Source organism: Micromonospora sp. NPDC047670, from assembly GCF_043204915.1.
Taxonomy (GTDB): domain Bacteria; phylum Actinomycetota; class Actinomycetes; order Mycobacteriales; family Micromonosporaceae; genus Micromonospora.
In genome coordinates this window covers 330,774-345,234 of the sequence record NZ_JBIDDA010000007.1, presented here as the reverse complement: position 1 = coordinate 345,234, position 14,461 = coordinate 330,774, and the positions used below count along the sequence as shown (strand labels likewise).

The following is a 14,461-nucleotide window of genomic DNA, read 5'->3' as shown; positions in this document are numbered from 1 at the left end:
GGGTGGACCGCCGGCCCACCCGGTGGACGGCCTCGCGGCTCGGGCGGGAAAGCGCGGGTCAGCCGGTCTGGCCGACCCTGTCGACGACCGAGTTCTCGATGACCTCCCAATGCATGACGGTGCCGGCCGGCATGCCCCTGGCGGACCTGGTCAGCACCGTCCGCATCCCGACGAGTCGGCGTCCGGTGAGGTCGAAGACGATCTCGTCACGCAGGGCCAGATCCGTGGCCGCGTCCTCGACGAGGCCGACCGCGACGCCCTTCTGATCGCCCAGCGTGACCTGCCCCTCGACCCGCCGTACCCCGGGAATCAGCGCGATGCTCCGGTAGAGCGCCGCTCGCAGGACCGGCGGCATGATCCCGTCCGCCTGCCGCAGCAGCTCCCGGATCGCTTGGAACACCTGCTGGTCCGGCGAGTGCTTGTTCTGGTCGCCGACGGCGGTGCGGAGCGTGGCGAGCAGCTGGGCCGGGTCGGTGGGCAGGCTCGCGAGGTATCCCGGCGTGGGGTGAGACAGCTGACCCGGGTCCCGCACCACCGGGCAGGTCTCGCAGTCGGCGGGGAACGACGGGGCCGGGGCCGGCCCGTCGTCCAAGACCTCCGGCGGTGCGTTCAGGTCGTACCGCAGCTTCCGGACCGCCTCCACGTCCGCCGGCGTGAGCGGCGTGCGGTGCTCACCGTCCGCCCGCCGGGTGCGCTGCGCCCGCATGCCCTGCGGCTCGAACCACCCTTCGTACCGGTAGGACTCGACGATCCGGGCCACCGGGCCGCCGCCGTCGACATCCCCCACCGTCGAGACACCGGCCCCCATGCTGCGCTGATAGATGTACTGCCCGGGGCGGACCGACAGAGCCTGGTCGGCCGGCGCGGCCGCGGCGGCGAGCTGCAACACCATGCCCGCGTCGGCCCCGTCGGCGACGACCGTCACGCCCGGCTCCGACCGGACCGGACCGTTCGTGGCCGGCGCGACCGGACCACCGATCATCGGTACGACCAGAGCGGCGGCCAGCGCGCCGCTGAGCCCCACCGCGGCCACCGGCCACCACCGGCCCATCGCCGCCCGCCGGCCCCGATTGGCCGCCGGCCGACCACCCGATACGGCGTTCGCCCGGTCCATCAGTGCCGCCCGGGCCCGGAGGGTCGCGTTCGCAGACGGCTCCCGTGCCACGTCGAGCGCTTCCCGAATCATCTGGATCTCATTCATGCTCGCCCTCGCAGCTCCACTCGTCACAGCCCTGTCCGTAGCGGGTGGGATCGGCCCCACCCAATGCCTTGCGCACCTTCCGTCGCGCCCGGTTCAGCCGGGAACAGACGGTTCCGTAGGGAATCCCCAGCGCGGCAGCGACCTCGCCGTAGTCGAGTTCGCCGAACGCGACGAGCAGGATCACGTCCCGGTCCCGCGCCGACAGCGACGTGAGCGCGGCTGCGAGCGCACGCTGGACGCGCTGGGCGCTGACCCGTGCGGCCACCAGATCGTCGTGGTCGTCGGCCAATGACGTGCTCGGCGTCCGGGCCAGGGCCCGGTACCTGCGCGCCTCGGCCCGGTGGTGGCGACGGATCAGGTTGGTGGCGATGCCGTACAGCCAGGCCCGCACGTGCCCGCCCCCGGTGTGCGGGTCGGGGTCGAAGCGGCTCCGCTTGTCGAAGGCCACCAGAAATGTCTCCGCTGCCAAGTCGTCGGCGAGATCCGGTCCGAGCCGGTTGGCGACGAACCGGTGGATCTCCGGGTGGTACCGATCGAACAGCCGGGCGAAGCACTCCGGTTCGGCCCTTGACTGGAGGAGCAGGTCGATGTCACCTCGCTGTGTCTGCTGGGTTGGAGTGGTCACGTCGCGTGTCCCGTCATGCGTGTTCCTTACGAGCGACGGTTGGGGGTCGGTCCTGTACGCCCGATCGCCGCCGATCCCTTCACGCCGGGCGGCAAGATCTTTGCGGCTCCGCCACCGACCCGGGAGTCTGGCCCGCGACTGATCGGGTTCGGGCTGCCTCACCTGCCCGCGTCCGGGCGGCCGGACCTGGACGGTCCCGTCGTGGTTCTTGTGCTTCGCCGACCACCAGATCCACGCCGGCGGTGGGGCCGGGTGTGGCGATCCGGTCCGTTTCGATCAGGGTTCCGGCGAGCGGGACGTGGTCGTACCCTGCGGCTTTCGCGGCCAGCAGCGCGCCGGAAGCTTAGGCGGCCAGGCCGTTGACGCCCTCGTGCACGTAGTCGTAGCCGGTCGACCGGCTGACCCCGTTGTCGCGGGCCAGTTGCTTCAACCGGGCGCCGTCGAGCAGCCAGCGCAGAACCAGCACGGCCTGTTCGAAGCAGCTCAACGCACGCCGCTTGCGGCGGGTACGACGCCGGTGCTGTTCGGGCGCGGAACAGCCCGGACCGGCCGCTGCGCTGGGCCCAGATGTCCCCGGTGATGTCCACCGGCAGGGCGCGGCTGATCGAGCTGGACCCGCGCCGGCTGATGAGCGCCCGAGCACGGGCAGTCCCAGCAGGAGGTGCGCAGCGATCGGGGTACGACGACCCGGCCGCTGGACGCCTTCGCCTGTCTGCCCCCGTCGACACCATCGATGATGGACGGCGACGGCCTCTGGGCTCGGCACCCGACGATGAGGGTGTCGAGTGGGATCGCTCAACCTACTCGCCCCAGCAGCGTGGCCCAGCCCCGTCTTTCGCGATCCATGCGGCGATGTCGACGTCACGTGGGTGTACGGGCTCGGAGAGGACGACGGCGGTGGTGGTGTCGCCCAGTTCCGTGAGGCGCTCGATGACCTGCTCCAGGTGCTCCGCGTCCCGCACGGCGATGGTCAGCTCGTAGCAGTTGTGCCCGGTGACATGGACGCAGGAGAGCACGTGCCCGATAGTGAGCAGGCGCTCACGCAGGCCCTGGGAGTTGCGGACGGAACGGTGCCGGGGACGCAGGGACACATGGGCGCGCAGGCCCAGCCCGAGCCGGGCGAGGTCGAGGTCGAGGTGGGCTCCGTAGCCCTTGATGACGCCCGAGTCCTCAAGGCGGCGATCAAGACCCGGCCCGGACGCAACAATCGCCGCGGGGCAGGGTCGGACGTGAGGGATGCTCGTCGCAGGAGCACCCGACGAGCACCCAACCGACCACCTGGGACGAACAAACGAAGAGGTCTGACCGCCACACAGGCAGGTCAGACCCCTTGTGATCTTGCGCGCCCGAAGGGACTCGAACCCCTAACCTTCTGATCCGTAGTCAGATGCTCTATCCGTTGAGCTACGGGCGCTTGGTGCTCAGCCAGTCTACACACCCGGCTTTCGCGCGGAGACTCCGGGATTCGAACCCGGGAGGGGCTTTAAGACCCCAACCGCATTAGCAGTGCGGCGCCATAGACCAGACTAGGCGAAGTCTCCCCGGTGACCTCTGCAGACCACCGCGCCCGAGGATACATGGCCGCACCGATCGGGAGCAAAGCGACTTCCCCCGGCACGCCCGACCGTCCGGCGGGCCGAGGTGCCCGGAGTGCGGCCGGCGCACTCCCCGGCCTCGCATTTCCCGGCTGTGCGCGCACGTGATCGGGACTACGCTCCATCGATATGCAGGAGCAGCCGCCGCGCGAGCCGACCCGTCGAGAGCCTGCTGAGGGGGCGCGGCGACGCTCCCCGGAGCCGACCTTCACGCCGCCTCCCGCACCCCCGGAGCCGCCTCGGCGGACGGAGGATCCGGAGGAGCGCCCCCGACGCGCGAAGCCGGCCCCGGCGGTGCTCTTCCAGCCGCCCGCAGCCGACCCGCCGCTGCCCCGCCAGCCCGGCCCGGCGGCTTCGCCGGCGCCGGGCGGCCGGGCCGGCCAGGCGGACGGGGAGGACCAGCGTGATGTCCCGCACAGGCACGACGCGGAGCCCGCGGCCACCGGGGGCAGCGCGCCGGGGGCGCGGGCCGACACCCCGCCGGCCGGGACGACCGGCCCTGGAAGCCGGAGCGCGGCGGCACCGACGACGGCGCAGGTCCCGGACGGGCCGGCGACGGCGCAGGCTCCGGGCGCGGCGGACGAAGGGCCACCGGCGCCCGCCGCTGAGTCGCCACGCCGCAGCACCCCCGCGAAGAGAGCACCGACGAAGAAGGGCACGGCGGCGAAGAAGACCACGGCGGGGAAGACGCCGGCGGGGAAGAGGGCGCCGGCCAGGCAACCGACGAAGGCGGTGGCCCCGGCAGCGTCCGAGACGACGGCCACACCTGCCGGGACCAGGGCTGCGTCCGCTCGGAAGGCGGCGACGGCCAGAAAGGCCCCCACTCCCACAGCCGCCACCCCCGCGGCCGGCACCGCGAGCCCGGTCCCGGACACCGAGGCGAGCACCGCCGACGTGAGCGCGAACGCCGCGGAGCCGGGCGCCCCGGCCGTGGGCGCGAGCAGCACCGCGCCCCCCGCCACCGGCGCCCGGGTCGTGAGCGCGGGCGCCGGAGCGCCGAGCACCCGAGCGGGTACCGACGCGCCGGACACCGGGCAGCAGTCCGTCGAGCGCGGCCGCGAGCCGACCGGTACGCCAGGGTTGTCCCTGCGGAAGGTCGCCCAGCGGGTGCTCGATCATCCCGGGTTCGCTCCGGAACTGCTGGCCCTGGCCGCCGTGCAGGCGATCGGGCCGCGCGCCCGCGACTGGGCGCAGCGGCTACGCGACGCGTACCCCGAGGCGGGTGCCGACGGGCTGGCTCGGCTCGCGACCCGGCGGTTCGTCCGGCAGGCCGGGGCGGGCGGGGCGACGGCCGCGCTGGCGGGGCTGTTCGCGCCGCTGGCCGAGCTGGCGACGGTGCTGTGGACGCAGGCCGGCCTGGTGCTGCACCTGGCGGCGGCGTACGGCCGGGACCCGCTGCACCCGGACCGGGCGGTGGAGCTGCTGGTGCTGACCCGGGTGCACCCGGATGCCGAGAGCGCACGGGCGGCGCTGGCTGCGGCCCGGGCGGCGGACGGGCCGGGCGAGGCGCCGTGGCCACGGGCGGCGGAGGCCGCGTGGCGGCTGGCCGCGCCGCTGGCCGCCCAGGCGGGTGGCTGGCTGGCGCTGCGGGCGGCGTCCCGGCTGCTGCCGGGTGCGGCGGCGCTCGCGGCGGCGGCGGGCGACGCGGCGGCGGCAGAGCGGCTCGCCGCGCGGGCGATCTCCGCCTACCGGCGCCCCCCGCTCGGCCGGGCGAAGCACCCCGGGTGAGGAACGCGGGACGCCGATAGATCTTGGTAGGGAGCGGCCCCTGGAGGGGCCACTTCTCACCAAGATCTATCGCGCGGAGGAGAGGCAGCGGGGAGGAGAGGCAGCCGGGGGGGAAGCAGGGCGGCGGCGGAGGGGCGGCGCGGCGCTCACAGCCAGTCGAACCACTCCCTCGGCAGCAGGGCGTAGCCGACGAAGGCGAACACGTCGAGCAGCGTGTGCGCGACCACCAGCGGCATGACCCGGCGGGTGCGCAGGTAGAACAGGCTGAACACGACGCCCATCACCACGTTGCCCACGAACGCGCCGAAGCCCTGGTACAGGTGGTAGGAGCCGCGCAGCACGGCGCTCGTCGCGATGATCGCGACGAGCCGCCACCGGAGCTGCCGCAGCCGGGTGACCAGGTAGCCGACCACGATCACCTCCTCCAGCACCGAGTTCTGCACGGCGGCCAGGATCAGCACCGGCACCGTCCACCAGAACTCGGGCAGCGCGGCCGGCACCAGCGTGGCGTTGACGCCGAGCCGGGCCGCCGCCCAGAACAGCGCCAGGCCGGGCAGGCCGATCAGCGCGGCCAGGCCGGCGCCCCGGGCCAGGTCCTGACCGGGCCGCCGGGCGTCCAGGCCGAGCGTCCGCGCCGGGTCGCCGGGGTCCCGCGCGAGCAGGTGTACGGCGAGCAGCACCGGCAGCAGCGCGAAGCCGATCCCGAGCAGCTGGTACGTGAGGTCCAGCCACGGCCGGGGCGACACGGAGGTGTTGAGCGAGGCGGTCTGCTTCGACAGTGGCCCGTCGGCGGTCAGCTTCGCGACGATCGACACCGTCGCGTAGACGGCGGACTGGCCGAGGGAGAGGCCGAGCACCAGCAGCGTCTCGGTGCCGAGCATCCGGCGGGTCGCCGGGCGGTCCAGCTCAACGGTCACCGCACCACTGTGCCCGACGCCGACGGTCGGCGGCAGCGCCCGAGCGGGCCTCACGAGCCGATCGCACATTCTGTGCGACCGCTGTGCACGCTCCGTGGACATTCTATGGGCGCCCGATCCGCCGTCAGGAGAAGGAGCGCGCCCGTGGACGACTTCGCACGGCTGCTGAAGGAGAGCTGGACCCTGGTCGAGGAGCACCGGGAGCGGCTGAGCGGCCACTTCTACGCCCGGCTCTTCCTGCTCGACCCCGAGCTGCGCAAGCTCTTCCCGGTGCAGATGGCCGGGCAGGGCGACCGGATCCTGGAGGCGATCGTCACCGCCAGCCAGACGGTCGGCGACCCGGAGAGCTTCGACGAGTACCTGCGCTCGCTGGGTCGGGACCACCGGAAGTACCACGTCGAGGCGACGCACTACGAGACCATGGGCGTCGCGCTGCTGGACGCGCTGCGCAGCACCGCCGGCGACGGCTGGAACCTGGAGTACGACCAGGCGTGGCGGGACGCGTACGCGGCGATCTCGGAGAAGATGCTGGCCGGCGCGGCGGCCGACGACAACCCACCGTTCTGGCACGCGGAGGTGCTGACCCACGAGCGGTACGGCACGGACACGGCGGTGCTGACCTGCCGCGCGTTGCAGCACCCGCTGCCCTGGAAGGCCGGCCAGTACGTCAGCGTCGAGGTGCCCCGTCACCACCCCCGGGTGTGGCGCACCTACTCGGTGGCGAACGCCCCGAACGACGACAACCTGCTGGAGTTCCACGTCCGTACGCCCCCGGGGGCCGGCTGGGTGTCGGGGGCGCTGGTCCGCCGGGTGAAGCCGGGTGACCTGCTCCGGGTCGCGGCACCGATGGGGTCGATGACGCTGGACCGCTCCTCGGAGCGCGACGTCCTCTGCGTGGCGGGCGGGGTCGGGCTCGCCCCGATCAAGGCGCTGGTGGAGGAGTTGGCGAGCTACAACCGGACCCGGTGGGTGCACGTCTTCTACGGCGCCCGTACGGAGGCGGACCTGTACGGCCTGGCCGGGCTCCGGGAGCTGGTGGCGGCGCACCCGTGGCTGTCGGTCACCGCGGCGTGCAGCGAGGACCCGGACTTCGACGGCGAACTGGGCGACATCTCCGACGTGGTCAGCCGCTACGGGCCGTGGACGGCGCACGACTGCTACGTCTCGGGTTCGGCCCGGATGGTCCGGGCCACGCTGCGCGTCCTCGCCGAGGACGGCGTGCCGCCGCAGAACACCCGCTACGACACCTTCGGCAACCTCTAGAAGCGTTCCTCCCCCCATACCGGGGCGCGTGCCCCTGCCCCCTGGGGCACGCGCCCCGGTCCCCGACGGGCGGACCGGCACCGCCCTGCCCGACCACGTCCGCCCGGCCGTCCCTCCCACCCGGGCGGACGTGGTCGCGCCCGGGAGGCCGCCGGCGCAGGGGGCCGCCCGTCCCGCGAGGCGGGTCGTGCATCCGCACCAGCGCGTGAGGGTCAGTAGCGCCAGGGGTGGCCGGTCTCGCGGTACTCCTCGACCGGCACCAGCGGCACGCCGGGCGCCATCCGGTCCACGTAGAGCCGGCCCTCCAGGTGATCGATCTCGTGCGCGACGAGCCGGGCCATGCCGAACTCGAACGAGGTGATGATGCGGCTGCCGTCGTACTGGGCGTGCTCCACGTCGATCCGGAGCGGCCGGGGCACCAGCCCACGGTGGTCGAAGAAGGAGAGGCAGCCCTCGTACTGCTCGTCCGTGTCGGGGGAGGCGTCGACCACCCGGGGGTTGAGCAGCACGACCGGCTCGGCAGACCGGTCGGGAGGCCGGACCACCGCCGCGGCCCGGCCGAGGCCGAGCTGCGGGGCGGCGATGCCCACGCCCTTGCTGAAGGGGTGCAGCTCGTCGAGGCGGACCAGGGCGGCCGAGAGGCGGTCGACCACCTCCCGGGCCACCTGCTCCTCGCGGGGCAGGTCGAACGGGCGCGCCGGCTGGCGGAGCAGGTCGGTGCCGCGCTGCACGATGCCGATGCCGCGCATCCGGTCGCTGGGCCGGACCCGCCCGACCTCCTCCGGTTCGGCGTCCGGCCGGGCGCGGAACCGCCACTGCAAGCGGTAGCGCGCGTTGAGCGGCGGGTCGTCGGTGGTCCAGTCGAAGATCACCCGGTCGCCGTCGTCGCGGCGGGTCACGGGGGTGCGCAGCGGGCCCTCCTCCGCCGAGAGCGAGGTCTCCGCGCCCCAGACCTGCGGGTCGAGGGCCACCGGGAGGTCCAGGCGGACGGCCATCTGCCGGGTCGGCAGCCGGACGGCCCGCTGGAACCAGGGGCCCCACTTGTCGTGCCCGACGCAGTACGCGTACTCGATGGTGGCCCGGTCCCCGGGGTAGAGCGGGAAGCGCCGGTCGGCGTTCTCGAAGAGCAGCCAGATCTCCTTGAAGGCGTCCCGGTCGTGCTTGGCCCGCCAGTGCATCGCCTCCCGCTCGCCCCCGTCCTCCCGGTATGCCTGCAACCGCAGCTCGGCGAAGGTGAGCGGGTGCTCCCGGTGGTGCCGGTTGGACCGCCCGGGATCGTTGGGGTACCGGTCGACGGCGACCCGCACGAGGTAGCGGGTGACGGGCTCGGTGCCGGCGTTGTACAGCTCCCGCCGGATGACGCACCGGTACGCGTCGTCGAGGTGGGTGAGGGTGGCGAGTTCCCGCTCGACGATGAGCCCGGTGCCGGGCGGCATCCACTGCCCGGGCAGGGGCGGATCGCGGTGGGCCCGTTCGGCGCGGGCGTGGCGCAGCTCGTCGTACTCCTTGAAGCGCTGCCAGATCGCGCCGCTGGCCTCGAGTACGGCCTCGGCTCGACGCGCGAAGTCCTCGGTGGGCCGGTGCCGCCGCCCTTCGACGTGGCTCACGTACGAGGGGTCGAATCCCATCAGGGTGGCGAGTTGCTTCTTGGACAGCCCCCGCCCCGTGCGGTGCCGGGCTAGTTCGGCAGCGAAGGAGTCGGCAGCCCGATCGAGCGGTGAGGTCGTCATCAGCTTCCTCGTGGCCGGGAGTATCAAGTTTCACGTTCTGTGGCCGCGCGCACACGACAAGTGCCGCCTTGCCGACACGAACCTTGACAGAAAGCGACGCGTGTCGATACTGCGCCCGCGTTTCCCGTCCCGACCCCCGGGTAGTCACCCGTACTGCCGGAGTGACCCTCGCCTCGGGTATCCGACACAGGTGAGGCTTCCCTCAGCCGCCGGACTGTGGTTAGGGTAGCCTTAGCTCAGTAAGGGCGCTTCGGACGGGGGATGAGTCGGATGACAGCGGTGATGCCGGGGCGCGAGATCGCCGCCGCGCCGCTGGCCCCGGTCAGCACCGCTCTGCGGGCCATGTTCGGCACCGACGACGTGCCCGGCCTCGCACCCGGCCTGCTGGTGACCGACGAGTTCGGCTGGAGCCCGGCCAGCACGCTGGTCGACGGCACCCGACTGCCGGAGTTCCTGCACTCGGCCACCCTGCGCTGGGGCGGCACCCCGCACGCCTGCGCCGCGCTGGCCTGGAAGTCGTACAGCTACTGGACGGCGCTGCCCGCGGTGCTCGGTTGGGCCTCCGCGCGGCGGGTGCCGCTGCTCGACCCGGCCGACGTCCTGATCCACTTCGAGGACCACCGCCCGCTGCTCACCATGGGTCTGCGGCGCTCGACCACGGTCGCGGTGCTGCCCAGCGACCCGCTGGCGCTCTCCGGGCTGCCCGAGGTGCGGGTCGTCGCCGACGAGGCGGAGCTGCTCCGGGCACTGCGTGCCTCGCTGCTCGACGCCCACCTGGCACCGATGATCGCGGCGATCCAGGCCGAGGTCCGGATCGGCGCGCGGACCCTGCTCGGGTCGGTCGCCTCCGGCATCGCCCACGGCATCCTCCGGGCCGCCGACGGCCTGCCCGGCTCGTCGGTCGAGACGATCGAGACGCTGCTCGGCGCGCTCGATCTCGCCGACCTGGTCGAGCTGGTGCCCGGCCCGACGGGCGAGCCGACCGTGCAGCGCCGCACCTGCTGCCTCGCCTTCACCCTCCCCAAGCCCAAGATCTGCCAGGGCTGCTGCGTCCGCCAGCCCTGACGCACCGGTCGCGCTAGTCGGTGAGCGGGCGCACGTCCCAGAGCCAGACCCCGCCGGTGTACGTGGGGCGGACGCCCGTCAGCTCGGTCATGCCCCGGCGCAGCGCGTCGGCCTGCCGGTGCGACCCGAGGACCACCGCGCCCGCCCGCCAGTACCGCAGATCCCCGACCGCGTCGACCCGCGCCTGCGGGGTGATCGGCGGCACCGCACCGGTCCGTCGGATCTCGGCGAAGAACTCGCTCGTCGGCCGGGGCGGGGCGGAGAACAGGGCGACCCGGTTCCGCCCGGGGCGGGTGTCCGGGCCGAGGAAGTAGCCGCGGGCGATGGGCATGTCCAGGCCGGTCCGCGCCGACCAGCGCAACGGCTCGGCGTAGTGGGTGTCGGGCAGCGGGAGGGTCACGATGCTCCGCCCGCCTGCCACGTACGGCCGCCAGGCGCCGGAGGTGACGAAGGCGGGGACGGGGTCGAGGCGGGTGGTGGGCAGCGGGGTGGGCAGGATCGGCAGCAGCGCCATGGCGAGCACGGTGGCGGCGGCGAAGCGGATCTGCGGGCGGGCCCGCGGGTGTCGGGCGGCCAGGACGCGCACGTGTTCCGCCCCGTGGGCGAGCAGCACCCCCACGATCGGGGTGATCGCCAGCGCCCACCGGGTGGGCACCACCGAGTGCAGGATCGGCAGGCCCTCCAGCGCCGCCCAGGGGCCGGGCACCCCGGTCCCCCTGCCGTTGAGCTGGACCTCCCGCCCGAGGGAGAGCAGGCCGAAGAGCAGCGCGAGCACGGCCATCCCGCGCACCACGACGTGCCGGCGCAGCCACCAGAGCAGGGCGACGACGAGCACCACCAGCGGCCAGCCGAAGAAGGCGTTCTCCTCGGTCGGGTTCTTCGCCAGCCCTTGGGCGGTGCGCGCGTCGCCGGCCAGGGACTCCCGGGAGAACGCCACGAACGACGCCAGGTCCGTGGAGTAGCCGCGGATCAGCCGGGACAGCCCGTGGTACGCCCCCGGCCCGAAGAACTGGACGTAGAGCGGGTACGCCAACAGGATCAGCGCCACCACGGCGGCCGTGCCGAGGCCGGCGAGGAACGGCCGCGCCCGGCGGCGCAGTTCGGGCCGCCCGAGGGCGAGCGCCCCGACGACCACGCCCAGCCCGATCGCGGTCATCAGCAGCACTTCGAGGTTGATGAAGGCCTGCCAGACGATCACCAGCGCGAGCAGCACCCCGTTGCGGACCCAGCGCCCCGGCTCCGCGAGCCGCAGGGTCCGCCAGATGATCAGGGGCACCACGAACTGCGAGACGATGTTGGGGTGCGCGTTCGCGTGCGACACCATCGCCGGGGCGTACGCGCAGAACGCCGCGCCGAGCCAGGCCGGTCCCCGGGAGCCGACGACCACCCGGGAGAGCAGGAAGTACCAGGCCGTCGCCGTGGCGATCATGCCCAACGTGAGGAAGAGCAGAAATGACGCCCGGGTACCGAGCAGCAGCGTCACCGGCGTCATTGGCAAAGATACGGATAGAACGGACGTATTGGCCATCAGATTGACGCTGTCCGGGACGTTCATCCGGTCCGACGTGAAGGGATAAGCAAAATCGGTCACCACGCGCGCGCCGTGCGCCATCATCCACTCGAACTGGGACTGGTCCGTACGGTTGTCCCGGATGCCGTGCGACGGGCGCAGCCAGAGCCGGGCGGTCACCCAGAAGCCGAGCGCGGCGAAGCTGACCACGGCGGCGACGTCCGCCCGCCACCCCCGCCACGGCCATAACCCCCGGTCGGACCCGCCCTCCGACGCCCCGGGTGCGGGCGCGCCGGCCGGGAGGTCCGATTCAGGAGTAGTCATAACGATTCGTAGAGTAGTCAGGCTATGGCGCCACCGTGACATGTTTCGGGGTATTGCCGTACCATGTGCCGGGTTCGCCGACCGCCGATCACGTGCCCACCCCCGACCGCAATTCGGCCACCAAGGTGCCCCGATTCTTCTGCCCTCAGCGCGGATGATTCACTCTGTCGGTCCAGGCGCGGGTCGAGTTTCATATCGTGAGGAATCGACGCATGGCAGAAATCACTGGGGATCAGCGCGTGCAGTCCGAGGTCCTGGAAGGCCTCGCGACCGCTGTCAACCACCGGCGCTGGTTCGTCGAGCTGGCCGTGCCGTACCTCGGTGACAACCCGATCGAGATCGGCAGCGGGCTCGGCGACTACGCGCTGGAGTGGGCGGAGCGGCTGCCCCGCTTCACCGCCACCGAGGCGGACCCGGACCGGCTCGTCTCGTTGAAGGAGCGGCTGGCCGACCAGCCCCGCATCGAGGTCCGGCAGATGCTGCTGCCGCACTCGGAGCGGGGCGACTACAGCGCCGCGGTGTCGTACAACGTGCTGGAGCACATCGAGGACCACGTGGGCGCGCTGCGCAGCATGCGCGACCTGGTCCGGCCGGGCGGCAACGTCATCATCATCGTGCCGGCGTTCCAGTTCGCGATGAGCCCGGCGGACATCGCCACCGGCCACGTGCGCCGCTACACCAAGAAGACCCTGGCCGACGCGATGACCGCGGCCGGCCTGACGGTGGAGAAGATCCACTACGCGAACGCGCTCGGCCTGATCGGCTACTTCATGGCGACCAAGGTCTTCCGGCTGATGCCGAAGGAGGGCCCGATGGTCAAGGTCTACGACACTTTCGTGCTCCCCGCCACCAAGGCGGCCGAGCAGCGCGTCCGCCCTCCGTTCGGACAGTCCGTCTTCGCCGTGGCCCGCGTCCCCTCCTGACCCCGTCCCCGTCCCGCGATCTCGCACCGTCGGCCCTCGTTCCGCGGCTTCCACCCTCTTGTGCGGGGGCAGCACGTGCGAGATCGCGGGGACGGGATAGCGGGGTCAGTCCTTGAGTTGGTAGGTGGGGCGGATCACGGCGCGGGCCAGGGTGTGGAAGGCCAGGTTGAAGCCGACGTACGCGGGGGTGGCGTCGGGGGTGACGTCGAGGCGCTCCACGTCGAGGGCGTGCACGGCGAAGACGTAGCGGTGCGGGCGGTCGCCGGGCGGCGGGGCGGCGCCGCCGTAGCCCTGATCGCCGTAGTCGTTGCGGACCGTGAAGCCGCCGCCGAGATCCTCCGCCCCCGCTCCCCGCGGCAGTCGCGTCACGCTCGCCGGCAGGTTGACCACGACCCAGTGCCAGAACCCGCTGCCCGTCGGCGCGTCCGGGTCGAAGCACGTCACCACGAAGCCCTTGGTCTCGGCCGGGAAGCCGGACCAGGCCAGCTGCGGCGAGACGTTGTCGCCCCCGACGCTGCCATGGGCGTACGCGGCGTCCATCGGCTCGCCGTTCTGCACGTCGTCACTGGTCAGGGTGAACGACGACACGGTCGGCAGCAGCTCGTACGGGTCCGGGGCGATCGGTCGTTCCAGGATCATCGGGACGCGTCCTTCCGGTGAGCGGGGTTGTCCTCCGCCCTTCATACCCCGCGAACGCCCGCGCTCGAACCGGAAGGGCCCGGCGTCCCGTACGGAGACGACTTCGACCTGGCTCGACGCGGCACACGCACCGTGGGCAAGAATGCCTCCCCATGGGCCTTGATCTCTACGTCGGACCACTGACCCGCTACCACCTCGACGACTGGCTGACCATCACCCAGCAGATCGGCGCGCGCGAGGGGTACGACGTGCGCGTCCTCCGGGCGCACGAGGAGGAGGACGGGGAGACCGACCCGGACATGGTCCAGAGCGCCGTACGAGAGTGGCAACAGTGGCTCGGGGAGGCGCTCGGCGGCCCCGTGGACTGGCCGGAGGACCCGTCCCAGCCGTACTGGACCGACAAGCCCGACTGGGACGGGTTCGGCGCCGTCCTGCTGCTCGCCGCGTACGACGAGCGTCCGGACCTGTGCCCGAGCCCTCGGGACAAGCAGGACAGCGCGCGCGAGTTCGCCGACGCTCCCGCGTACCAGGCGGCCTCGGCACAGCCCGAGCGCTACCTCAGTCTGCTGTCCGGGGTGGAGTGGTGGTTGCCGCTCGCCGAGGATCCGCTCGTGTTCGAGGCATCCCGACCGACGGGGCAGCCGACCCGGATGGCTTCGACCGATCGGCTGGTCGCGGAGCTGCGCCTGCTGGACGAACGAGCCGGTGTCCTCGCCGGGTACGACCCGGCCGAGCTGCGGCGAGGGCTGTTTACCGACGACCCGACAGTGGCGGAGGTCGCACGGTTCGGCCTCGCGGTGATGCTCGATCTCGCCGAGACCGCGACCAAGCACCGTCAGCCCCTTCTCCTGGACTACTGACCGCACCACCCGACCGCCACCACGACGCCCCTTGGCCAGCGTTCAGGCAGGTCAGGGGCGTTGTGGGTGGTCGGCGGCGGA

At 72.8% G+C, this 14,461-nt stretch carries 12 protein-coding genes, 2 tRNA genes and 1 pseudogene; 5 read left to right on the top strand and 10 right to left on the bottom strand.

What is annotated here, in order from left to right; translation table 11 throughout:
* Positions 1 to 58: 58 nt before the first annotated feature.
* From ACGF7U_RS19945 to ACGF7U_RS19920, 6 genes and pseudogenes are all read right to left on the bottom strand, one after another.
* On the bottom strand, positions 59 to 1,186 hold the full coding sequence (locus ACGF7U_RS19945) for a CU044_5270 family protein (protein WP_393108586.1): 1,128 nt from the start codon (positions 1,184 to 1,186) through the stop codon (positions 59 to 61).
* A 7-nt stretch (positions 1,187 to 1,193) separates the two neighbouring features.
* Positions 1,194 to 1,826 carry an RNA polymerase sigma factor gene (locus ACGF7U_RS19940; protein ID WP_393108670.1) on the bottom strand — a complete coding sequence of 211 codons (633 nt, stop codon included), beginning with the start codon at positions 1,824 to 1,826 and terminating at the stop codon, positions 1,194 to 1,196.
* A gap of 183 nt (positions 1,827 to 2,009) precedes the next feature.
* Positions 2,010 to 2,367 (bottom strand): annotated as a pseudogene (locus ACGF7U_RS19935) (IS5/IS1182 family transposase); the annotation flags it as partial.
* A 259-nt stretch (positions 2,368 to 2,626) separates the two neighbouring features.
* The gene (locus ACGF7U_RS19930) at positions 2,627 to 2,917 is read right to left on the bottom strand and encodes an Lrp/AsnC ligand binding domain-containing protein (protein ID WP_393108584.1); all 291 of its coding nucleotides are present in this window, start codon (positions 2,915 to 2,917) and stop codon (positions 2,627 to 2,629) included.
* Positions 2,918 to 3,167: 250 nt separating this feature from the next.
* A tRNA-Arg gene (locus tag ACGF7U_RS19925) sits at positions 3,168 to 3,240 on the bottom strand.
* 36 nt (positions 3,241 to 3,276) lie between these two features.
* A tRNA-Ser gene (locus ACGF7U_RS19920) sits at positions 3,277 to 3,367 on the bottom strand.
* A 948-nt stretch (positions 3,368 to 4,315) separates the two neighbouring features.
* Between ACGF7U_RS19920 and ACGF7U_RS19915 the strand changes: the two genes are divergently transcribed.
* Complete coding sequence (locus tag ACGF7U_RS19915) at positions 4,316 to 5,149, top strand: hypothetical protein (protein ID WP_393108582.1); 834 nt, start codon at positions 4,316 to 4,318, stop codon at positions 5,147 to 5,149.
* Between the two features lie 146 nt (positions 5,150 to 5,295).
* On the opposite strand, the gene ACGF7U_RS19910 is transcribed toward ACGF7U_RS19915, so the two are convergent.
* A complete protein-coding gene (locus ACGF7U_RS19910; protein WP_393108580.1) occupies positions 5,296 to 6,066 on the bottom strand; it encodes a CPBP family intramembrane glutamic endopeptidase in 771 nt (256 codons plus the stop codon).
* A 144-nt stretch (positions 6,067 to 6,210) separates the two neighbouring features.
* On the opposite strand from ACGF7U_RS19910, the gene ACGF7U_RS19905 reads away from it, so the two are divergent.
* A complete protein-coding gene (locus tag ACGF7U_RS19905; RefSeq protein ID WP_393108578.1) occupies positions 6,211 to 7,329 on the top strand; it encodes a globin domain-containing protein in 1,119 nt (372 codons plus the stop codon).
* 212 nt (positions 7,330 to 7,541) lie between these two features.
* Here the strand turns inward: ACGF7U_RS19905 and ACGF7U_RS19900 are convergent, their stop codons facing one another.
* Positions 7,542 to 9,059, bottom strand: a complete 1,518-nt coding sequence (locus tag ACGF7U_RS19900) for a peptide deformylase (protein ID WP_393108576.1) — start codon at positions 9,057 to 9,059, stop codon at positions 7,542 to 7,544.
* Between the two features lie 282 nt (positions 9,060 to 9,341).
* On the opposite strand from ACGF7U_RS19900, the gene ACGF7U_RS19895 reads away from it, so the two are divergent.
* Positions 9,342 to 10,124 carry an IucA/IucC family C-terminal-domain containing protein gene (locus ACGF7U_RS19895; protein WP_393108668.1) on the top strand — a complete coding sequence of 261 codons (783 nt, stop codon included), beginning with the start codon at positions 9,342 to 9,344 and terminating at the stop codon, positions 10,122 to 10,124.
* Positions 10,125 to 10,137: 13 nt separating this feature from the next.
* Here the strand turns inward: ACGF7U_RS19895 and ACGF7U_RS19890 are convergent, their stop codons facing one another.
* Complete coding sequence (locus ACGF7U_RS19890; RefSeq protein ID WP_393108574.1) at positions 10,138 to 11,958, bottom strand: hypothetical protein; 1,821 nt, start codon at positions 11,956 to 11,958, stop codon at positions 10,138 to 10,140.
* A 212-nt stretch (positions 11,959 to 12,170) separates the two neighbouring features.
* Here ACGF7U_RS19890 and ACGF7U_RS19885 point away from each other — a divergent pair, with 212 nt between their 5' ends.
* Complete coding sequence (locus ACGF7U_RS19885) at positions 12,171 to 12,881, top strand: class I SAM-dependent methyltransferase (protein ID WP_393108572.1); 711 nt, start codon at positions 12,171 to 12,173, stop codon at positions 12,879 to 12,881.
* A gap of 105 nt (positions 12,882 to 12,986) precedes the next feature.
* Here the strand turns inward: ACGF7U_RS19885 and ACGF7U_RS19880 are convergent, their stop codons facing one another.
* Entirely contained in the window at positions 12,987 to 13,520 is a 534-nt protein-coding gene (locus tag ACGF7U_RS19880) for a YbhB/YbcL family Raf kinase inhibitor-like protein (RefSeq protein ID WP_393108570.1), read from the bottom strand.
* A 152-nt stretch (positions 13,521 to 13,672) separates the two neighbouring features.
* Here ACGF7U_RS19880 and ACGF7U_RS19875 point away from each other — a divergent pair, with 152 nt between their 5' ends.
* Positions 13,673 to 14,380: a hypothetical protein gene (locus ACGF7U_RS19875; RefSeq protein WP_393108568.1), complete on the top strand. Its 708-nt coding sequence runs from the start codon at positions 13,673 to 13,675 to the stop codon at positions 14,378 to 14,380.
* Positions 14,381 to 14,461 lie beyond the last annotated feature (81 nt).